This is a genomic window from Azospirillum brasilense (assembly GCF_005222205.1).
Lineage (GTDB): Bacteria > Pseudomonadota > Alphaproteobacteria > Azospirillales > Azospirillaceae > Azospirillum > Azospirillum brasilense_G.
Map to the genome: position 1 here is coordinate 77,153 of NZ_CP032349.1, position 16,056 is coordinate 93,208.

The 16,056-nt window shown below is 67.9% G+C and carries 9 protein-coding genes and 3 pseudogenes; 7 read left to right on the forward strand and 5 right to left on the reverse strand.

All coding sequences use genetic code 11. The features are described 5' to 3' along the window. Position 1 precedes the first annotated feature (1 nt). Positions 2–940, reverse strand: a complete 939-nt coding sequence (locus D3869_RS29505; protein ID WP_175426665.1) for a LysR family transcriptional regulator — start codon at positions 938–940, stop codon at positions 2–4. A 152-nt stretch (positions 941–1,092) separates the two neighbouring features. On the opposite strand from D3869_RS29505, the gene D3869_RS29510 reads away from it, so the two are divergent. The 4 genes from D3869_RS29510 to D3869_RS29525 are packed head-to-tail and all read left to right on the forward strand — an operon-like array spanning position 1,093 to position 3,613. After that, positions 1,093–1,428 carry a BufA1 family periplasmic bufferin-type metallophore gene (locus D3869_RS29510; protein ID WP_137143215.1) on the forward strand — a complete coding sequence of 112 codons (336 nt, stop codon included), beginning with the start codon at positions 1,093–1,095 and terminating at the stop codon, positions 1,426–1,428. A 48-nt stretch (positions 1,429–1,476) separates the two neighbouring features. Next, entirely contained in the window at positions 1,477–2,358 is an 882-nt protein-coding gene (bufB, locus tag D3869_RS29515) for an MNIO family bufferin maturase (protein ID WP_137143216.1), read from the forward strand. Next, complete coding sequence (locus D3869_RS29520) at positions 2,348–3,112, forward strand: HvfC/BufC N-terminal domain-containing protein (protein WP_137143217.1); 765 nt, start codon at positions 2,348–2,350, stop codon at positions 3,110–3,112. Before bufB ends, D3869_RS29520 begins: the two co-directional genes overlap by 11 nt. A 3-nt stretch (positions 3,113–3,115) precedes the next feature. Further along, on the forward strand, positions 3,116–3,613 hold the full coding sequence (locus D3869_RS29525; protein WP_137143218.1) for a DoxX family protein: 498 nt from the start codon (positions 3,116–3,118) through the stop codon (positions 3,611–3,613). A gap of 216 nt (positions 3,614–3,829) precedes the next feature. Here the strand turns inward: D3869_RS29525 and D3869_RS29530 are convergent, their stop codons facing one another. The 3 genes and pseudogenes from D3869_RS29530 to D3869_RS29540 all read right to left on the reverse strand — a co-directional run. Then, complete coding sequence (locus tag D3869_RS29530) at positions 3,830–5,209, reverse strand: NAD-dependent succinate-semialdehyde dehydrogenase (RefSeq protein ID WP_137143219.1); 1,380 nt, start codon at positions 5,207–5,209, stop codon at positions 3,830–3,832. Positions 5,210–5,331: 122 nt separating this feature from the next. Next, positions 5,332–6,150 carry an enoyl-CoA hydratase-related protein gene (locus D3869_RS29535; protein WP_137143220.1) on the reverse strand — a complete coding sequence of 273 codons (819 nt, stop codon included), beginning with the start codon at positions 6,148–6,150 and terminating at the stop codon, positions 5,332–5,334. 163 nt (positions 6,151–6,313) lie between these two features. Continuing rightward, positions 6,314–7,465: pseudogene (locus D3869_RS29540) on the reverse strand (CaiB/BaiF CoA transferase family protein); the annotation flags it as partial. A gap of 8 nt (positions 7,466–7,473) precedes the next feature. On the opposite strand from D3869_RS29540, the gene D3869_RS29545 reads away from it, so the two are divergent. The 3 genes and pseudogenes from D3869_RS29545 to D3869_RS29560 all read left to right on the forward strand — a co-directional run. Beyond that, positions 7,474–8,352, forward strand: coding sequence for a LysR substrate-binding domain-containing protein (locus D3869_RS29545; protein WP_137143221.1), 879 nt, complete (start codon positions 7,474–7,476; stop codon positions 8,350–8,352). 568 nt (positions 8,353–8,920) lie between these two features. Then, a pseudogene (locus D3869_RS29555) lies at positions 8,921–10,174 on the forward strand (MFS transporter); the annotation flags it as partial. Between the two features lie 152 nt (positions 10,175–10,326). Next, positions 10,327–10,551, forward strand: a pseudogene (locus D3869_RS29560) (transposase); the annotation flags it as partial. A gap of 75 nt (positions 10,552–10,626) precedes the next feature. Here the strand turns inward: D3869_RS29560 and D3869_RS29565 are convergent. Then, complete coding sequence (locus D3869_RS29565) at positions 10,627–15,918, reverse strand: DUF4347 domain-containing protein (RefSeq protein WP_247896102.1); 5,292 nt, start codon at positions 15,916–15,918, stop codon at positions 10,627–10,629. Between the last annotated feature and the right edge of the window lie 138 nt (positions 15,919–16,056).

The following is a 16,056-nucleotide window of genomic DNA, read 5'->3' on the forward strand; positions in this document are numbered from 1 at the left end:
GTTAGGGAAGGGGCATTGCGCCCCCACCCACCTCCACGTCGCACCAGCCCACCGCGCCCGCCTTGGTTTCCGCACCGTCCCAGCGGTGGGTCTGGGCGATGCGGATGGCGACCTGCTCCACCGGGGTGAAGCGGCGGCCGGCGATGGTGACCAGCGACACCGTCCGCGACACCTCCGGGTCGATGATCACGCGCGTCGATAGGCCCGGCAGGATCGCCAGATGCTCCGGCATCACCGCGCAGCCCATGCCGGCGGCGATCATCGCCTGGACCCAGTCTTCCCGTTCGCTGTGGTAGCGGACGTTCACGTTGTGGCGTTTCGGCTGCCCGAGCGCCTCGAAATGGTAGCGAAACTCGCAGTGAACGCGCTGCAGATAGTCCTCGCCGTTCAGTTCGGCCAAGGGGATGGCGTTCATGGCTTCGAACCGGTGCCCCTTCGGGAAGGCGATCAGGTAGCGCTCCGTGAACAGCGGCCGGACCGTGCAGCGCTCCGGGAAGGAGGGCAGCGCCACCAGCGCCACGTCCAGTTCGCCGGCCAGCAGCGCCTCGACCAGCGGCTTGGCCGGCAGATCGCGAATCATCAGGTCCAGCATGGGAACGCGCGTCTTCAACTGCTCGAAGAAACCGACCAGCCGGGCCGGGCTGATCGTGCACATGACACCAAGCTTCAAGGGCGCGCGGTCCATGGAACGGTACTGCTTCGCCTCGGCCAGCACGGCGGCGTTGGCGCTGTAGATCGCTTCCAGATGCGGCTGGGCGAGCCGCCCGAGTTCGGTCAGGTGGGTGTTGTGATGCTCCCGGCTGAAGAGAAGGCCGCCCATCTCCTCTTCCAGCTTCTGGATGGCGCGGGTCAGCGACGGCTGGGTGACGTTGCACTGTTCCGCCGCACGCGTGAAGTTCAGCGTCTCCGCCACGGCTAGGAAGTACCGGATCTGGTGCATCTCCATTGCAACCTCCCTGCGCAGGGGGCGCCCCATAGCCGTCGGCTATGCAGACAATAGGACCAAAGCATTTCAGGTCGTTTCGGACAACGAATACTTTGGGTTCGTCAACCACTCCCCTTGGCGGGAGAGACAACCGAAGGAGATGACCGATGACCGAAACGACCAATGGCCTGACGATTGCTGCCGCTCTGGCCGGTGCCCTGTCGCTGGCGGCGCTCCTGCCGGCCACCACCGCCGCCGCGGCGGAGGCCAGCGGCCTGGAGAAGTGCTACGGCATTTCCAAGGCGGGGCAGAACAGCTGCGCCAACGAGGCCGGCACCCACTCCTGCGCCGGGCAGTCCACCAAGGACTATGACGGCGGCGAGTGGCGGGCGGTCCGGGCCGGCGTCTGCACCGAGATGGGCGGCAAGCTGGCGGCCTTCCAGGGCGTCGGCATGCCCAAGGACATGACCAAGGCCGACACGAACACCGGCAAGAAGAGCTGATCCGGGACAAAACCCTGCCCCACCCGCCGATCGCCGGAGGTTCCCGCCATGCACACCGCGCCCGACGTCTCCCGCACCGTTTCTCCCCTGCCGGCACGGGCCGGCGTCGGGCTGCGGCACCGCCACGTCGCGGAGTTCCTGACCATGCGCCCCGCCGTGGCCTGGATCGAAGTGCACAGCGAAACCTATCTGGCGGCCGGCGGCCCCCGCCTGACGGCGCTGGAGGCGATCCGCCGGGACTACCCGCTCAGCGGGCACGGGGTCGGCCTGTCGCTCGGCTCCGCCGACGGGGTCGATCCCGACCACCTCGACCGCTTGGCCGCCCTTTACGCCCGCCTCCAGCCGGAGCTGGTTTCCGAGCATCTGGCGTGGAGCAGCGCCGGCGGCACCTACCTGAACGACCTGCTGCCCCTGCCCTACACCGAGGAAGCGCTTGACACCGTCCGCCGCAACGTCGAGCGCGTCCAGGAGAGGCTGAAGCGCCCGATCCTGGTGGAGAACCCGTCGCGCTACCTGACCTTCGGCGCTTCCGCGATCCCGGAGGCGGAGTTCCTGGCGGAGCTGGCGCGCCGGACCGGCTGCGGCTTGCTGCTGGACGTCAACAACATCCACGTCAGCGCCCACAACGTTGGGCTCGACCCGCGCGCCTATCTCGACGCCATTCCGCCGGAGGCGGTGGGCGAAATCCATGTCGCCGGCCACGCGGTGCACGATACCGGGCGCGGCACACTGCTGATCGACGACCACGGCAGCCCGGTCGCCGATCCCGTCTGGGACCTGCTGGACGAGGCGTTGCGCCGCACCGGCCCGCGGCCGGTGTTGGTCGAATGGGACACGCGCGTGCCGGACCTGCCGGTCCTGCTGGCCGAGGCCGGGCGCGCTGACCGCAGCCTTCATGCCGTGACGGAGGGAGCCTGCCATGCTGCGTGACCTTCAGGCCGCCATGGGCCGCGATCTCCTGCGCGCCGGGAACAGCATCCCGCCGGGCATCGAGGACGGCGCCATTCCCGCCTCCATCCGCTTCGCCATCCACGCCAACAACGTCGTGGGTTCCCTGGCCGGGGCGCTGGAGGCCGCCTTCCCGGCGACCGCCCGGCTGCTCGGCGGCCCGGCCTTCCAAACGGAGGCCCTGGCCTTCGTGCGCCGGCACCCGCCGCGCGTGCCGCAACTGCTGGCCTATGGGGACCAGTTCCCCGACCACCTCGCGCGCCGTATGGCCGACCGCCCCTGGGCCGCTGACCTCGCCCGCGTCGAGTGGGCCTGGAACGCCGCCTATTTCGCTGCGGACGCCCCGGTGCTGGACATCGCCGCGCTGCGCGCCCTGCCGGACGACCGCTATCCGGCGCTGCGGCTGGCGATGCACCCGTCGGCCCACCTGCTGACCTTAGCCTTCCCGATCCTGGAGCTGTGGGACGCGCTGCGCCGGGGCGGCGACGCACCCGCCGCCATCGCGGCCGGCACGCAGCACCTGCTGATCGTCCGCCCGCTGCTGGAGGTGCAGGCGGTCACGCTGGGGCCGGGCGAGGCGACCTTGCTGATGGCCCTGTCGGCGGGTGCCGACCTCGCGCACGCCGCCTTGGCGGCGTCGGCGATCGAGCCCGGCTTCGGCCTTCAGGGCACGCTGCTGGCTCACCTGCAACTGGGCAGCTTCACCGCCTTCACACTTCCCTCAAAGGAGGACTGATCCATGACTCACGCCGCCATCGGGTCCCGCCGCGGACACCGCGCTCTGCACGACCTGTCCGCCACCGTCTCCGCCGTCATCGACGGCCTGGGGCGCTGGGGAGCGCCCCTGCTGCAACTGGCGATCCGGCTGTGGATCGCGCGGGTGTTCTTTCTGTCCGGCCTGACGAAGATTCAGGACTGGGACACCACCGTCCTGCTGTTCCAAGAGGAATACCGCGTGCCCCTGCTGTCTCCGGGCATCGCCGCGCTGCTGGGGACGGCGTTCGAACTCAGCATGCCGGTCCTGCTGGCCGTGGGCTTGGCGAGCCGCCTCGCGGCGCTGCCCTTGCTCGGCATGGCGCTGGTGATCCAGTTCGTCCTGGGCGCCACCAACCCGGCCTACGATTCCGTGGAGCATGTCTATTGGATGTTCCTGCTGCTGGCGATCCTGGTGCACGGCCCGGGCCCGCTGTCGCTCGACCGTATCGTCCAAAGCGCGCTCACCGGCGCGTCCCGCTGATTGAAACCCAATTGAACCCGGCAATGGTGACCTTAAGCTCGGTTTCCAGAACGTCCCGAGGACGGCTCCGCGTGTGATCAGGGGTGCGCATGGCTGCTGGCGAACAAGCGCTTGGATCGACGACCGGACAGCTGGGGCGAATGATACTTGCGCTGCTCACCGCGGCGGCCATCTTCATCGTCGCCAACCGCCTCAGCGCATTCTGAAAACCGGGCCTTATTGGTCCATGCCACTCATCAGCACGTATTTTACCTGTACATACTCTTCAATCCCATAATAGCTGCCCTCCCGGCCATAACCCGATTGCTTGATCCCGCCGAACGGCACCGATGCGGTGCCGACCGCACCAGAATTTAGGATAACCATGCCCGCTTCAAGATCCCGCGACAGGCGGAGAAACCGGCCGGCATCACGGGTGTAGGCGTAGGCCACCAACCCATACTCGGTATCGTTGGCCCGCCGGACCACCTCGTCCTCGCTGTGGAAGCGGAAAATGGGAAACACCGGTCCGAAAATTTCCGTTCGGGCGATCTGGAACGTGTCGTCAACCCCGGTGAGGATGGTCGGCTCGTAAAACAGGCCTCCCCTGGCGTGCGGTTTTCCACCCCGGCGGACCGCCGCTCCCCGCTCGACGGCATCGGCCACCAAGGCGCTTACCTTGTCGACAGCCGGCTGGTTGATCAGTGGGCCGACCACGAATTCGCTTTGCAGCCCCTGGTCGACCCGGATCGATGCAACCGTATCCTCCAGCAATTCGACAACACGGTCGTGAACCCCATCCTGCACATAGATGCGGTTTGGGGAAATGCAGACCTGCCCGGAATTGCGCAGCTTGGCGGCCACCAACCCCTTCACCGCCTCCTCAATGTTGGCGTCGTCGAAGATAAGGAACGGGGCGTTACCGCCCAGTTCCATGGTCATCGTCTTGAGCGTCTGCGCGCTGTTCTTGGCCAGGAGCCGGCCGACGCTCGTCGATCCGGTGAACGAAATCTTGTGGATTCGCAGATCGCCGGTGAAGGCCTCCCCGATCACTTTGGGATCGCCGGTCACCATTTCGAACACGCCTTCGGGAATGCCGGCCAACCGTGCGCAGTCAAGCAGCTTGTAGGCGGTGAGAGGCGTCAGTTCCGATGGCTTGATGATCATCGTGCAACCGGCCGCGAGTGCGGTCGCGACCTTTCGCGTGATCATCATGAAGGGGAAGTTCCAGGGCGTGATCGCCGCGGTCGGGCCGACCGGCTCCTTGACCACCATCACGGCGGCGTTGTTCGCATGCGTCGGGATGGTGTCGCCATAGACGCGCTTGGCTTCCTCGGCATACCATTCGATGAACCCGAGACCATAATCGATCTCCCCCATCGCTTCGGTCAGGCATTTGCCGTTTTCCCGGACCATGGTTTCGGCGAACATCTGTTTGTCCGCCCGGACGAGCTCGAACCAGCGGCGCAGGATGTCGCTGCGTTCCTTCGCCAGCCGGCGTGACCACGGCTTGAACGCCTCACAGGTCCGGTCGATCGCTGCCCGGACTTCGTCGATTCCCATCTCCGGGGCCTCGCCGACCAGAGAGCCGTCGGCAGGATTGTAGACCTTGATCATGACTGTTCTTTCCTATCCCGAAATGCCGCCCTGAAGAGCGCCGGGACACTCGTCGGGTCGGGCAAGGAAGGGCGGGGCTTTGGCCCATCCCCTTTGGTCAGCACAATAGGGGAATGCAGTTCCTAGGCCGGGGACGGTCGACGCGTCGCCCGGCGGGCCGCCTGTTCTTCCAGGTATCGGTCGACCGAGGCGGCATGCTCCGGCGTCAGATGCGCCAGCGTCTGAAGCGCTGCCGTCGCATCCAGGCAGCCGGCCAAGTCGCTCCGCTCCGACAGGCGGAGAAGGCGCTTGGTGTAGCGCAGGGCCGGCGCGGAGTTCCGTGCGATTTCCTCCGCCAGGGTCCGGGCGCGCTCCATCAGCCTGTCGGCTGGAACGATCTCCGAGACCAGCCCGTGGTCGAGCGCCGTGCCGGCGTCGATGACCCGGCCGGTGAAGGCCATTTCCGCCGCGCGGGCGTGCCCGACCGCCCTGGGCAGGAACCACGCGCCGCCGATCCCGGACACCAGCCCGAGCCTGACGAAGGTCTCCGCGAAGGTCGCGGCCGTCGACGCGATGCGGAGATCGCACATGCAGGCGAGATCGAGGCCCGCCCCCATTGCCGGACCGTTCACCGCCGCGATGACCGGCACCTCCAGGCCATGGAGGGCCAGCGCGAGGCGCTGCAGCGTGCGCCGATAACGTTCCCCGATGTCGGTTGGCCCACCGGCCATCAGACCCTGGCGCGACTGCATGTCCCGGACGTTGCCGCCCGCGCAGAAGGCCGGACCGGCGCCCGTCAGGATCGCGACGTGGATGCCGTCGTCCCCGTTGATGGCCTCGATGGCGGCAATGAAATCGGCACACTGCTCCGGCCGCGAAAGAGCGTTTCGGGTCGCAGGTTCGTCCATCGTCAGGAGGACGAGTCCGCCCTCCCTTTCGATTGTCAAAAATGGGCGTGTCATGATGCTGCTCCGGTGTAGACCACGGCGTCCGAAACGAGCGCGTCCACGTCCGCGTCGGTGAAGCCGAAGCGTCGCAGGACCATGCGCGAATCCTGACCCGTGTGGGGGGTGGTGCGGTCGGCCGCGCCGCGCCGACGGCGCCCAGGGCGAAACCAGGCATGCGGAAGCGGCCTGCCCGCGGGTGATCGAGTTCGATCTCAACGCCGCTGGCCGCGTACTGCTCGGTGCCGACGACCTCGGCGTAATCGGCGACCGGCGCTGCGACGATGTCGGCGTCCCGCAACAGCGGCAACCACTCGGCGGATGTCCGCCGGCGGAAAATCGGCTGCAGCACGGCAAGGAGCGCCGGCCGTTCAGCGACACGGCCGGCGTTGGTCGTAAAGCGGGGATCCGTCACGAGGTCGCTGCGCCCAATGAGGTCGCAGAGCGCTTGCCACCGGCGATCCTGGTAGGCGGCAACCATGATCCAGCCGTCGCGGGTCGGCAGCGCTTCGTTCACAGCGGCGTAGGGAGCGGCGCTCCCCGTCGGCTCCGGCAACGTGCCGGAGTTGAGATAGGTGGCGAGATTGAGCTGCTGAAGCATCAGCATGGAACTGTAGAGGCTGACGTCGAGGTGCCCGCCTTCGCCTGTGGCGTCGCGACGCCGCAGGGCGGCCAGGATCGCGATGGTCGCGAACAGCGCGCCCGTCATATCGACCAGAGGCAGAGGCACCTTTCCCGGCCCACCGTCCGGAGCCGAGATCCCAGCCATCAGCCCGGTGACCGCCTGGATGATCCCGTCCACGCCGGGACGGCCGCTCCACGGGCCGGTCTGCCCGTAGGCCGACAGGGAACACGTGATAAGGTCAGGCTTCACGGCGGACAGGGCCGCGTGGTCGATTCCCAGGCGGGCAGTGACGCCGGGGCGGAAGTTCTCCAGAACGACATCGGCCCGCTCCACCAGTCGGCGGATCACCCCGACCGCCCCCGGCCGCTTGAGGTCGATGCTGAGGGCCAACTTGTTCCGGTTCGCCGTCAGAGCGGTCAGGCTTTCCGCGTTCTGCCAGGGCGGGCCGAGCCGCCGCGCGAGTTCGCCGTCAGGAGGCTCGATCTTGATGACGGTCGCGCCCATGTCCGCGAGCCACATCCCGCAGACCGGTCCGGCGATCAGCTGGCCGAAGTCGAGAACGGTGAGCCCCGTGAGAGACTGTGTGAGCATAAGAAGCAACGACTCCAGAGGGATGAGACGGGCCGCCTCGTGGTGGAGTCCTTGTGCCGCCGATTGCGCTTCCGCCACAATCGAGTAATCTTGCGCAACTGTTGACGAAACCTGCATGGTTGATCATGAGGGATCTGCCTCCGCTGAACGCGCTCCTGGCGTTCGAGATCGTGGCACGCACGGGCAGCGTACGGTCCGCCGCGGACGAGCTTCTGGTGACACCGAGCGCCATCAGCCGGCAAATCCGGCTGCTGGAGGAGCATTTCGGCGTGGCGCTGTTCGCCCGCCAGGGCCGCGGGCTCACGATGACCTCGGTCGGTGCCGCCTATTATGAGCGGGTCAACAGCCACTTCGACGGGTTGCGCAAGGCCAGCGCGCTTCTGCACAGCTCGTCCGGACGGTCGGTGCTGAAGTTGCGCTCCTACACGACCTTTGCGACGCGGTGGCTGCTGCCTCGCCTGTCGCATTTCCAACTGGCCCATCCGGAAATCGACGTTCGTCTGACGACGGAATCCCAGTGGAGTGAATTGGGCGATTTCGATGCCGCCATCCGGCTCGGTGACGGACAATGGCCCGAGCATCACGCCGTCCCGCTGGTGCCGAACGTGCTGCGCCCGGTCTGCAGCCCGGCTCTGCTGAAAGGTCCGGAGACGAAGGATGCCACGTGGCTGGCTCAGCAGACGCTGCTCTTCGTCCGAGCCCGCCCCGACGATTGGGCACTCTGGTGCGACGCCGCCGGCATCGACATGCGTCGGCACAAGCGCCGCCGGGAACTGGAAAGCTCGGCCCTCGCTTATCAAGCGGCGCTCGAAGGCCATGGGGTGGCGCTGGCTCAACTCGTCCTCGTCGAGGACGAGTTGGCGGCCGGCGACTTGGTGGCACCGATCGCCTTCGCGCTCGATCGTCGGGACGTCACCTACTATCTGGTGTCTGATGTGCGGAGCCAGAAACGAAGTGTTCTTAATCAGCTCCAGCGCTGGTTGACGTCGGGCGACGGCGCTTAGCTGGTCGGAAGCGCAATCGCATCGGCGGCTTCCTTCCGCCGCGAGGCCGGCGATTGCTTCCTCCAGGTCAACAGTTGCGCAATTTTACTTGCTGGTCCGTCTGGCCGACTTTCATTACCGTCGGCAAAAGACAGAGCCGCCGTGGCTCTATGGACAAATCCACCGCCGGTCCGGACCGCGCCGGTCTGTCCAGGCAAGGCCGTGACCGCCCGGGAACTGCAAGCGCTGGATCTCCCAAGCAGTGAAATGAAAGCCATGCCGCTCCCCACGGCGGAGCCCTTTGGCCCGATCCGGCGCCATGAGCGGACATCGATACGAACAATCTGCATTCGGAAAGACCGGATGCCCAGGGGAGGAATTGAAATGGTCGAATCACGACCACCGAAGATGCTGTCAATCGTCCTCTCATCCAGCCTTGGAACGATGCTGGAGTATTATGATTTCTTCGTCTATGTCGCCCTAAAGCGAACTTCCGTTCGCTTTAGACTCACATCGCCTCACTTGCCGGCGGGCTTCGGCCGCATGTGCGGCCGGGGCCGCCGTCGCGGTCCAAAGCGGATTGCAATCCGCTTTAACGGGAACCTTCACCAAGCTCTTCTTCCCAACGGAGGATCCGGCGGTGGCCGCACTGGTCGGCGCCGCAGGCTTCGGAGCGGCGTTCCTCGCGCGGCCGATCGGCACGCTCATTTTCAGCCCGATGGCTGACCGGGTCGGACGGAAAAAGACTTTTGTCGTAACCTTGACGCTCATGGGCGCCGCGACGTTCCTGATGGGATGCCTGCCGAGTTACGCCACCGCCGGCCTCGCCGCCCCTGCCGCATTGCTCGCGTTGCGCGTCGTGCAGGGCATCGCGTTGGGCGGCGAATACGGGTCGGCAGCGGTGTACGTGATGGAACATGCCCCCGCCCGACGGGCCGGACTCTACACCAGCGTGCTGCAAGGCACCGCCGGGCTTGGGTTGCTCGTCGCCCTCCTCATCGTCGCTGCCCTGAAGACCAGCCTCAGCGCCGAAATGTTCGACCTGTGGGGCTGGCGGATCCCCTTCCTTCTGTCGGCGCCGATCGTGATCATCGCGACCTTCATCCGATTGAAGATGACGGAGACGCCAGTCTTCCTGGAGCTCAAGCGGTCAGGAGCGCTCTCCGCGTCGCCCCTTGCGGAATCCCTGACGAGCCGGGCGGCCTGGAAGGGAATCCTGCTCGCGATTTTTGGCGCGCAGGGCGGCACATCCGTCTCACTGTACACCTCGGTGGTCTACATGCTGTATTTCCTGCAAGGCGTCCTGAAAGTCGACAGCATGCAGGCCAACATGTGCGTCGCCGCTGCGGTGCTCCTCACCGCCCCGCTGTTCCCGGTTTTCGGTGGTCTTTCGGACCGGATCGGCCGCGCCAGGACGATGCTGATCGGCATCGTCTCTTGGATGATCATCGCCTATCCGGCCTTTTCCGGCATATCGGCGGGCGTGAAGACGGGCTCTTGGACCCTGGTCACTCTTCTCATCACAGCTCTGGCCGCGCTGACGGCGATGATCATGGCCCCTCTCCCGGCCTTTATCTCGGAATGCTTCCCGCCGCAGAGCCGCACGACCGGCTTCGGCTTGGCGCAACAGGTCGGCAACGTGATGTTCGGCGGGTTCCTGCCGCTCATCTCGTTGACGCTCGTCAATTGGACAGGCAATCCGCTTGCCGGAGTCGGCTACTCCATCGCGTCTTTGATTCCCTGTGCGGTGGTCACCTACAGCTGGGCGATGAAGGCGGAGAAGCGGGGAAATTTGACAAAAGCGGCGACCCCGATCAAAGCCCAGGCGCAATCGTTGGGATAAGGCGTTGACCGGTGCCGGTTACCGCTAAAGCGAACTTCCGTTCGCTTTAGACTCACATCGCCTCACTTGCCGGCGGGCTTCGGCCGCATGTGCGGCCGGGACCGCCGTCGCGATCCAAAGCGGATTGCATTCCGCTTTAGCGCTCGGACAAGCGGCTGACCAGGCGCAACGGCTATCGGGAGCGAACCTGGGAGACACGTGCCGGCGCCATCGACCTGCGCATTCCCAAGTTACGGCGCGGGTCCTACTTTCCAGCCTTCCTGGAGCCGCGGTGCACGGCGGAGAAGGCGCTGACCGCGGTGATCCAGGACGCCTACGTGCAGGGCATCTCCACGCGCAACGTCGATGACCTGGTCAAGGCGATGGGCATGACCGGTCCCGTGACAACGCCGTCGCGATCCATTCCTTCAAAAGCGAAGGATGGATCGCGACGGTCTCTGGCTGTCGAATGCTCAGCCGAACCAGGCGGCGACGTTGCCGGTCTGGCCGAGGATGGTGATGCGGTTGCCGCCGCCGACGTCGAGGGTGGTGCTGCCGCCCTCCACCCGGGCCGAGCGGATCACGGCGCCGAGGTCCATCGTGGCGTCGTAGAGCGCCAGACGGTCGATCCCGGCCTGGAAGTCCATCACCACCGAACCGCCCGAGTTGCGTCCGAAGGCGAAGACGTCCGCACCGGCGCCGCCCCACAGCGTGTCCGCTCCGCCGTCGGCGAACAGCACGTCGTTGCCGGCCCCGCCGTTCAGCAGGTCGTTGCCCGCCCCGCCGAACAGCGTGTCGTTGCCCGCCTCGCCGAACAGCGTGTCGTCGCCGTCGCCGCCGCTGGCCAGGTCGTCGCCCGCGCCGAGACCGATCAGGTCGCGCCCCGCCCCGCCCAGCGCCACGTCGTTGCCGTCGCCGCCGCTCAGCGTGTCGTCGCCGTCGTCGCCGATCAGGAAGTCGTGGCCCGACCCGCCGAACAGCAGGTCGTTGCCCGCCCCGCCGGACAGCGTGTCGTCGCCCTCCTCGCCGGTCAGCGTGTCGTCCCCCGCCTCGCCGAACAGGATGTCCTGGCCCGTCCCGCCGAACAGCGCGTCGTTGCCGACCCCGCCGCCGACCAGGTCGTTGCCCTCGCCGCCGAACAGCCAGTCGTCGCCCTCGCCGCCCATCACCACGTCGTCGCCCTCGTCGCCGTACAGCGTGTCGTTGCCGCCGGCGCTGGCGATCGTGTCGTTGCCGCCGCCGCCGTGCAGGATGTCGTCGCCGGCCCCCAGGTACATGTACTGCTCGTGGTCGTCGCCGTAGACGATCTGCTCGCCGTCGCCGCCGACCAGCGTGGCGTTGCCGACCACCGCGGCGAACTCGACGTTGTCGAGCTGGATGGTCACCGCCCCGGCCAGCGCCGTGGTGTTGAGCACCACCGCGGTCGGCGCCGTGCTGGCGACCCCGGTGCCGCCCAGCGTGTTGCCGGTCACCTTGGTCTGCACCGCCTGGCCGGCGGCCACCCCCGGCGCGCTGAAGTCGATGGCGCGCACCAGAAGCTGGGCCTGGGCCGACAGCACCGAGAGGAAGCTGTCGCCGCCGCCGGTCAGGTTGCCGCGCGAGGCCGTGCCGGCGTCGGTGCGCGCCTCGATGGCGGCGATCAGCCCGGCCACCCCGGTCTGGGCCTCCGCGGCGGTCTGCCGCTCGGCGCTGCCGCTGGTGGTCACGGCCACGCCGGTGGAGACGCTGACCGTCAGGGTGGTCATCGTCGAGACCTGGCCGGTCTGCCGATCGACCACCTGCTCGCGCACCACCGGCACGTCGGCGAGGTCGGCGTTGGCGGTGTTGCTGTCCTCCACCCGCTCCTCGTTGCTGGCCGCGATGGTCACGGTGGTGACGCGCTTGCCGTCGCTGCCGGTGGTGACCGCGCCGCTGACGGTGGCGCCGTCCACGGTGGCGACCGGGGGCGGGGCGACGGGGGCGGGCTTCTCCACGGTGGCGGTGAGCTTCTGCGTCGTCGCGGTGACGGGGACCGAGGCGTTGCCCGCCGGGTCGGTCAGGCCCAGCGTCAGGGTGAGGGTGCCGTCGCCCAGGGCGGAGAGGTCGAGCCCGGTCACCTGGGCGGTCGGTCCGCTCATCACGCCGCTGCCGGTGACCTGGCCGCCGCCGGCCGAGGTGATCGTCCAGGTGAAGGCGGTCCCGGCCTCGCCGCCGCTGATGGTGAAGGCGGCGCTGGACTGCTCGATGGCGTCGATGCTGTCGTCCTCGAACCGCACGGTGGCGGTGGGGGCCGTGGTGTCGACGGTCAGCGTGTGCGTACCGGGACCCGAGACGTTGCCTGCGGTGTCGGTCGCCGTCACCGACACCGGGTTGGTGCCGTTGGCGTTGAGATTCAGCACGCCAGCGGTCGGCGTCTCGGTGGCGAGGTTGAGGCTCCACGTCCCGTTGGTCGCCGTCGTGGTGTAGGTGGCACCACCGACGGTGACGGTCACCGTGCTACCGGCCTCGGCCGTGCCGGCAATGGTCGGGGTGGCGTTCTTGGTCAGCGCCGCGCTGGTCACCGACGGAGCGTTGGGCAGCGTGGTGTCGATCGTCAGCGTCTGCGTGCCGGCGGTGGACGTGTTGTTGGACGCGTCCTTGGCGGTGACGGACACCGCGTTGGTCCCGTTGGCGTTCAGGTTCAGCACGCCGGAGGCCGGCGTCGCCGTGGCGAGGTCGACCGACCAGTTTCCGCCCGTCGCCGTGGTGGTGTAGGTCGCCCCACCCACCGTGACGGTCACCGTGCTGCCCGCCTCCGCCGTGCCGGCCAGGGTCGGCGTGGCGCTGTTGGTCAGCGCCGCGCTGGTGACCACCGGAGCCGCCGGCGGCGTCACGTCGGCCACGCTCACCACCGCGCTGACCCCGGAGATGGTCGCGGCTCCGGTGGCGCCGCCGCTGTCGGTCAGGCTGGCGACGGCCACCGTGCGGTCGCCCAGCGTCGCCGACGCGCTGGTGTTCTTGTAGGTGACGCCGCCCAGAAGCGCGCTCATCTGCGCGTCGTCGCGCTCCAGGCCGGTGACCGTCACCGTGGCGACGCCGCCGACCACCGACACGCTCACGCCGGCGTTGCCGCCCGCGGCGCCCAGCCCGCTCAGGGTGGCGGTGGCGCCGTTGGTCAGGGCGACGTCGGTGCCGCCGATGGTCAGGACCTCGGTGGCGTCGACCACGCCGCTGACCGTGAACACCGCGCCGCGGAAGCTCTGCCCGGCCTCCACCGTGGAGGCCGCCACGCCGCTGAACAGGCTGGTCGCGCTGTCCACCCCGACGCCGAAGGTCTTGGCTCCGCCGGTCGCGGTCAGGGTCGGCACGGCGTCGACGGTGATCGTCGCGGTGGCGCTGCCCGTGCTGAAGGCGTCGGCGGTGGTGGTGTCGGCGGTGGCGCCGGCCGTGCCGCTGGTGCGGTCCCACGCCTTGAAGGTCAGGCCGCCGGTGTCGGTGTTGGTGAAGCCCGAGCCGCTCGGCACGAAGCGCACGCGGTCCGACCCGGCGAGCAGCAGCGCCGAACCGTTGGACGAGGTGGTGGGGATGTCGGTCCAGGCGCCGCTGCCGACCTTGTACTGCCAGGTGCCGTTGGTGTTGGTCACCCCGGTGACGGCGATGCCCAGCGGGAGGACGGTGACCATCGGCACGGGGCTGTCGTACTCGGCGTCGGTGGCGGTGCCGGCGGAGGCGAGCAGGGCGGTGACGGTGGTGCCGGTGTTGGCGGCGTCGGCGATGCCCTGGTCGATGGTGGTCAGGCTGCGGACGTCGTTGGACAGGATGGGGCTGTCGTTGGCGCCGGTGAAGTTGAGGGTGAGCTGCTGGGAGACGGTGCGGTTGCCGTCGGAGACGGTGAAGGTGCTGGTGCCCTGCATCGGCCCGGCGGGGACGCCGTTGAGGAAGGCGGCGTCGAAGACGTAGGCGTAGTGGCCGGTCTGGCTGTTGACGTAGGCGGTGCCGCCCGGGCCGGTGGACCAGGTGTCGTAGGTGACGCCGTTGCTGAGCGTGACGCTGCCGTGCTGGACCGGGGAGGCCTGGGATCCGGCGAGGGAGTAGGTCAGCGTGCCGCCTTCGAGGTCGGTGGCGGAGAGCTGGCCGTCGATCAGCGGGAAGCTGTCGGCGGCGGCGGTGTCGACCAGCGTCGGCGGGGTGGCGGGGACGGCCAGGACCGGCGGGGCGTCGGTGTCGATGCGGTCGTTGGTCTGGCTGATCGGGGTGGTGTAGGGGGTGTTGGCGTTGCTGGCGGCGTCGACCAGGACGATGTTGACCGGGATGTCGTCGCCGGCGGCGCGGTTGCCGGTGCGCAGGCTGTCGGCGGTGACGGTGAAGGTGGCGGTGTAGGTGGTGGCGCTGACCTTGGTCAGGTTGGCGAGCGCGAAGCCGTTGACCGTGCTGCCGTTGCCCAGGGTGTAGGTGTCGCTGTCCGAGGCCACGGTGATCGTCACCGTCACCGTGTCGCCGACCTGCGCCGGCTGGTTGGGGATGGTGACGTTGGTGATCGAGGGCGGCGTCGTGTCCGGGGTGTTGTTCGTCACCGACTGGTTGGTGACGCTGGCCGCGTCCGCGCCGCCGCTCGCGTTCTGGATCGCCGCCGCGTCGTTGCCGTTGGTGGGATCGGTGTAGCTGACGGTGACCGTCTGTCCGTGCTGGACCGCCTGGGCCAGCGTCAGAGTGACCGTCTTGTTGACGCTGTCCACGGCGACACCGGAGACGGTGGCCGTGGTGCCGCCGACCTTGACCTCGAAGGCGCCCGCCGCCGGGCCATTCACGGCGTCCAGCGCGACGTCGTAGGTCAGGACCAGCGTCGTTCCGTCCACCGCCGCGCTCTGCAGAACCGGCGCCACCGCGGGGCGCGGCACCATGGCTATGGTAATAAGCCATGTGGAGGCGACGTCGAGGCCGTTGGTGGCCTGAATAACTCCGCTGGAATTGTCACCCGCCGGATCGACGTAGCGGAATTCGATGTAGTCGCCGGCTGCAAAGGTGCTGCCGACGGTCAGCGTCAGGGTCTTGCCGGACACCACGGCGGCGGTCACGTTGACCTTCGTTCCGTTGATCAGGACGGCGCTGGTGCCCCAGGACGGGTCGCCGGGCGAAATCGCATCGAAGGTGGACAGGGCCGGCTGACTGGCGCTGTCGAGATTGCCGTCGAAGGTCACGGTGATGGTGGACTCGCCGACATAGGCAACGGTGTCCACGGCTTCGGGGGCCGCCATCAGCACGCCCGCGTAGCGTTCGATCCGCAGCGCCTCGGTCCGCACGACGCCGCGCGTCCAGTCGAGATCCCAATCGCCGCCAAGATCCGCGGCACCCGTCAGTGTCCGCGACGCCGCCATGCCGGCGCCGGTGATGTCGGACAACGCGTCCAGGAATGCCCCGCCATGGCCGCTCGCCACGTTGCAGCCGTACAGCAGGATGTCGCCTTCATCGGCAAGGCAGGCACCGATGACCGTCAGTTCCGCCGCCCGTCTCGGAAGCGATGCAGCATCGAGTCGGGTCGCACCGAGTTGGAGCCCGCCCTCGAAACCGTGGGACAGCACATGGATGGCCCGGATGCCGGAGCGATCGGCCAGCGCCTGTGCCATGACCGTCACGCCGTCGCAGCCTTCGCCGATCAGGATCGCCTCGATAGCGGACGGCAGGCCTGCCTGGAGATCCTGCCAATCGGCAAGCGCCATGTCGATGAAGGCGATTTCGGTTCCGGAATGCGAAATGCGATCAAAGGCGGCGGAGCGGTTGGCGAACGGAGAGGCGGACGCTTCGGGCATGGCGGACTGGTCCTTCATGGGGTTCAAGCCATGGGGTGGCGCCACAACCGAAACGGCTACCCCATTTGGACCTAATACCCAAAAAAAACCGCTGCGGTCAATTGGCCGCCAATATTATTTACAGTTTACAAAAATTTA